At 67.2% G+C, this 4,808-nt stretch carries 4 protein-coding genes and 1 pseudogene; all 5 read left to right on the top strand.

Going from position 1 to position 4,808, the window contains the following annotated elements:
- A pseudogene (locus VGD20_RS21475) lies at positions 1–204 on the top strand (16S rRNA (cytosine(1402)-N(4))-methyltransferase); the annotation flags it as partial.
- On the top strand, positions 198–806 hold the full coding sequence (locus tag VGD20_RS21470) for a hypothetical protein (RefSeq protein WP_331136402.1): 609 nt from the start codon (positions 198–200) through the stop codon (positions 804–806). The pseudogene VGD20_RS21475 and the gene VGD20_RS21470, both read left to right, overlap by 7 nt.
- Positions 803–2,494, top strand: coding sequence for a penicillin-binding protein 2 (locus VGD20_RS21465; RefSeq protein WP_331136401.1), 1,692 nt, complete (start codon positions 803–805; stop codon positions 2,492–2,494). Before VGD20_RS21470 ends, VGD20_RS21465 begins: the two co-directional genes overlap by 4 nt.
- Positions 2,494–3,933, top strand: coding sequence for a UDP-N-acetylmuramoyl-L-alanyl-D-glutamate--2,6-diaminopimelate ligase (locus tag VGD20_RS21460; protein ID WP_331136400.1), 1,440 nt, complete (start codon positions 2,494–2,496; stop codon positions 3,931–3,933). Before VGD20_RS21465 ends, VGD20_RS21460 begins: the two co-directional genes overlap by 1 nt.
- Positions 3,930–4,808, top strand: an 879-nt coding sequence (locus VGD20_RS21455) for a UDP-N-acetylmuramoyl-tripeptide--D-alanyl-D-alanine ligase (RefSeq protein WP_331136399.1), incomplete at its 3' end; no start/stop codon positions are given. The genes VGD20_RS21460 and VGD20_RS21455, both read left to right, overlap by 4 nt.

Here is a 4,808-nt window from a genome sequence, read left to right as displayed (position 1 = left end):
GGCGATGCCGCGGGTTCGCGTCACCGGCCCGCGCCGACGACTCCTCTGGCGCGGGCCGCAACCTTCGAAACTCCGGCGCGCAAGGTGCGCCCGGGCAAGGCCGAAGAGGCACGCAACCCGCGCGCCCGCTCGGCGACACTGCGTAGCGCGATCCGGACCGCTGCTCCGGCCCATTCGACGATGAAGGAGGCAATGTCATGCTGATGGCGGCCCGCAAGCTCCAGGGAATCGGCCTGGTCCTGCTCGTGCTCATCTTCGCGATGATGCTTTACCCCGTGTCGCTCAAGGTCGCGGCGACGCGCAGCGAACTGACGCGCATCGAACGGCAGATCGACCGGACGCGCGACAATATCCGCTACCTTGAATCCGAACTCGCGGTACGCGCTTCGATGCGCCAGCTCGAACAGTGGAATGCCGACACCTTCGGCTATTCGGCGCCCGACGCGGGCCAGTATCTCTCGAACGAACGCCAGCTCGCCTCGCTCGACCGTCTGCCGCGCGCGCGTGGCGCCAACGAGGTAGCGCCGGTGCTGATGGCGATGGTCTCGCCTGTCGCGGCGCCGGCCGTTTCTGCAAGCGCCGCACCGAAGGCAAACCCGGTCGCCAGCAAGCCTGCGGCGCAAAAGCCCATCGTTCTCGCGCAGGCCGAGACCGCGGTGCGCAGCGACGTGACGCCGCGGATGGCCCCGACGCGCCGCCGCGAACAACTGAAGATGATCGAGGATCAGCTGCTCGCCGAATCGACGCTCGCCGATCTCAAGCGCGCGGCAGCGGTCGAAGCAGCGGGAGGAAAGTCCGCCCGATGAACACGCTGGTCGTCCGTCCGACCCGGGTTCGTACCGCTGGTGTGCGGCAGCAGATATTGCTGACCGCGCAGCAGCGTTTGATGATCCTGATGCTGTTGTTCGGGGCCGCCTTTCTCCTCGTCTCGATGCGCCTGCTCTATTTCGCGCTGTTCGATACCTCGTCCAGCCGCGGCGCGGCGACGGCTTTCGTGCCCGCGCGCGCCGATATCGTCGATCGTAACGGCGTGCCGCTCGCGCGTACCATCGACGGCTATTCGATCCGCGTCGTCCCGTCGAAGCTGCTCAACAACAAGCAGTATCTGGCCGACGAACTCCACAAGATATTCCCCGATACGCCGCGCGAGGAACTGCTTGCCAAGGTCAGCGGCGGGCGCCCGACCTATATCCGGCGTCGCGCGCTGCCCGATCAGGTCGCGGCGGTGAACGCGATCGGCGACGTCGGCTTCGATTTTCCGCGTGAAAAGGAGAGGCTCTATCCGCAGCTCACTCTCGCGGCGCATGTGCTCGGCTTCACCAATGCCGAGGGGCATGGCGTTACCGGCGTCGAGGGCGCTTTCGATCAGCGGCTGATCGACAAGGCGACCCGCGGTGACCCGCTCGCGCTGTCGATCGATGCGCGCGTGCAGGGCGTGCTCGAAAGCGAACTCGGCGCTGCGGTCGCCAATCTCGAGGCGATCGGCGGCGCCGGCATCATTCTCGACGTCCACACCGGCGAAGTCGCGGCGATGACCTCGCTGCCGACCTTCAACCCGAACAAGCTGACCGGCAGCGATCCGGCGACGCGCCGCAACGCCGTCACCTATAATCTCTACGAGCTCGGTTCGACCTTCAAGCCGTTCACCGTCGCCGCGGCGATCGACGCCGGCACGGTGACCAGCATGGCGCGCCGCTACGACGCGACCCAGCCGCTGGCGATCGCGGGCTTCAGGATCCGCGACAGCCATCCGTCGCGGCGCTGGCTGAACGTGCCCGAAACGCTGATCCACAGCTCGAACATCGTCACGGCGCGCATCGCCGACGAACTCGGCCGCGACAAGATGGAAGCGATGTTCCGCAGCCTCGAATTCGACGGCCGTCCGCATATCGAACTCAAGGAACGCGCCTTCCCGCTGTGGCCCAAGGACTGGGGCCGGCTCACGACGATGACCACTGGCTACGGCCACGGTATCGCGGTCACCCCGCTGCACCTCGCGAGCGGCTATGCCGCGCTCGTCAACGGCGGCATCTGGCGCCCCGCAACGCTGATGAAGCTCGGCGACAAGGCGCCGCCGCAGGGCCGCCGCGTGTTCAAGGCGGCGACGAGCGCCCGGATTCGCCAGCTCCTCCGCCTGATCGTTTCGGACGGCACCGGCCGGCAGGCCGACGCACCCGGCTTCCGCGTCGGCGGCAAGACCGGGTCGGCCGAAAAGCCCGGTGCCGGCGGCTATCGCCGCCATTCGCTCGTCTCGACTTTTGCCGCGGCTTTCCCGATGGACAATCCGCGCTACGTCGTGGTCGTGATGATCGACGAGCCCAAGGGCAATGCCTATAGTTCGGGCCAGCGCACGGCGGGCTTTACCGCGGCACCGGTGGTCAAGAAGGTCGTGATGCGCGCCGGTCCGATGCTCGGCGTATTCCCCGACGAAAGCCGCGATGTCGATGTTTCCGAACTCACCCCGCTGCTGTGGAGAAACGGGGAAGCGGAATAATGCGCCTGTCCGCGCTGCTCGAAGATAAAGGGCGGGAGGGCGCCGACCCGGTCGTGACAGGCCTCGCCATCGACCATCGCAAGGTCGCGCCGGGAACAGTCTTTGGCGCTTTCGTCGGCGAAAAATTCAACGGTGAGGATTTCATTGCCGCCGCGATCGAGGCAGGGGCGATCGCCGTCGTCGCGCGACCCGAAGCACGGGTTGCGGGCGCGGTCCATATCGCCGATGCCAATCCACGCCGTGCCTTCGCGCATATCGCGGCGCGCTTCTTCCACCGCTTCCCCGCGACCTGCGTTGCGGTGACCGGGACCAATGGCAAGACGTCGACTGTCGAGATGACGCGCCAGCTCTGGCGCATGGCCGGCTTCAACGCCGCGTCGATCGGGACGCTCGGCATTACGACCTCGCAGGACAGCGCCTCGACCGGCCTGACGACCCCCGATATCGTCACCTTCCTGTCGAACATGTCGGGCCTCGCTGCCGAGGGCGTCACCCACGCGGCGTTCGAGGCGTCGAGCCACGGGCTCGACCAGTATCGCACCGAGGGTCTGCCGGTGAAGGCGGCGGCGTTCACCAACCTCAGCCACGACCATCTCGACTATCATGGCACTATGGAGGCCTATCTCGCGGCCAAGATGCGGCTGTTTTCCGAAGTCGTGGAGCAAGACGGCACGGCGGTGATCTGGAACGACGACATGTGGTCGCCAGCGGCCGAACATGAAGCGAAGCAGCGCGGCATCCGCATCCTGACCGTCGGCGAGCATGGCGAGGATCTGCGCCTCGTCTCGCGCGCGCCGACCCAGCTTGGCCAGTCGCTGCTCATTCAGGCAGGTGCGATGGCGCAAAAGGTCACGCTGCCACTGATCGGTGCCTATCAGGTTGCGAACGCGCTCGTTTCGGCGGGCCTCGTCATCGCGACCGGCGGCGATATCGCCCAGACACTCGGCAATCTGGCACGGCTCCAGCCGGTGCGCGGGCGGCTCGAGCGGGCAGCGATTACCCGCACCGGTGCGCCGATCTATGTCGATTATGCGCATACCCCCGACGCGATCGAGGCTGCGCTCGACGCGCTGCGCCCGCATGCGACCGGCCGCCTGATCCTCGTTTTCGGCGCAGGCGGCGACCGCGATCAGGCCAAGCGCCCCGAAATGGGCAGGGTTGCCGCCGCCAAGGCCGATGTGGCGATTATCACCGACGACAATCCGCGCGGCGAGGACCCAGCGCTGATCCGCGCCGCCATCGCCGAGGGCGCGCCGGACGCGCAGGTCATCGGCGATCGGCGCGCTGCGATCGCCGCCGCGATCGCCGAAGCACGCGCCGAGGACATCATCTGCATCGCGGGCAAGGGCCACGAACAGGGCCAGATCGTCGGCCGGGGCGACGACATGCGCGTCATTCCCTTCGACGACGTGACGGTCGCGCGCGAGGAAGCGGCATGAACCCGCTCTGGACCTCGCGCGCCATCGCTTCGGCCACCGGCGGCACGGCCAGCGCCGACTTTACGGTGCAGGGCGTCGCCTTCGATTCGCGCGAAGTCACGCCGGGCGACCTGTTCGTCGCGATGAAGGGTGAAGTCGCCGACGGCCATGCCTTCATCGACAAGGCAATCGCTGCGGGCGCTGCGGGCATCGTCTGCGAAAATGTCATCGATCATCCGCACGTTCGCGTCGCCGACAGCGCCGCGGCGCTCAACGCGCTCGGGGCTGCTTCGCGCGCGCGCAGCCATGGCCGCATCATCGGCGTCACCGGTTCGGCGGGCAAGACGGGGACGAAGGAAGCCTTGTTTGCCGCGCTCGACCGCTTCCGCCCCGGCAGGGTGCATCGCTCGGTCAAAAGCTACAACAACCATGTCGGCGTGCCATTGAGCCTCGCGCGCATGCCCTCGACCGCCGATTTCGGCGTCTTCGAAATGGGGATGAACCACGCGGGCGAACTCGCCGAACTGACGCGCATGGTGCGTCCGCATGTGGCGATCGTCACCACCATCGCTCCCGCACATATGGAATATTTCGGCAGCGAAGAAGCGATCGCCGATGCGAAGGGCGAGATTTTCGAGGGGCTCGAACCCGGCGGCACTGCGATCGTCCCCTTCGACAGTCCGCACTATGGGCGGCTCCGCGCGAAGGCGGAGCAACATGCGGCGCATATCGTCAGCTTCGGCCTCGGCGCCGATGCCGATGTGCGCGCGGTCGACTGGCTGTCGGACGGCAAGGGCGGTTCGCTTGTTACCGCGCAGGTGCAGGATTCGCTGCTCTGCTTCACCATCGCGCAGGCGGGCGCGCATTGGGTGGCGAATTCGCTCGCGGTTCTCGCC

Origin of the sequence: Sphingopyxis sp. (assembly GCF_036402335.1) — a bacterium.
In the GTDB taxonomy this organism is placed as follows: domain Bacteria; phylum Pseudomonadota; class Alphaproteobacteria; order Sphingomonadales; family Sphingomonadaceae; genus Sphingopyxis.
This window is presented reverse-complemented; position numbering and strand designations above follow the sequence as displayed.

Coding starts and splice junctions, on each gene's coding strand:
- VGD20_RS21470 (WP_331136402.1), top strand. CDS start 198: ATGCTGATGGCGGCCCGCAAGCTCCAGGGAATCGGCCTGGTCCTGCTC.
- VGD20_RS21465 (WP_331136401.1), top strand. CDS start 803: ATGAACACGCTGGTCGTCCGTCCGACCCGGGTTCGTACCGCTGGTGTG.
- VGD20_RS21460 (WP_331136400.1), top strand. CDS start 2,494: ATGCGCCTGTCCGCGCTGCTCGAAGATAAAGGGCGGGAGGGCGCCGAC.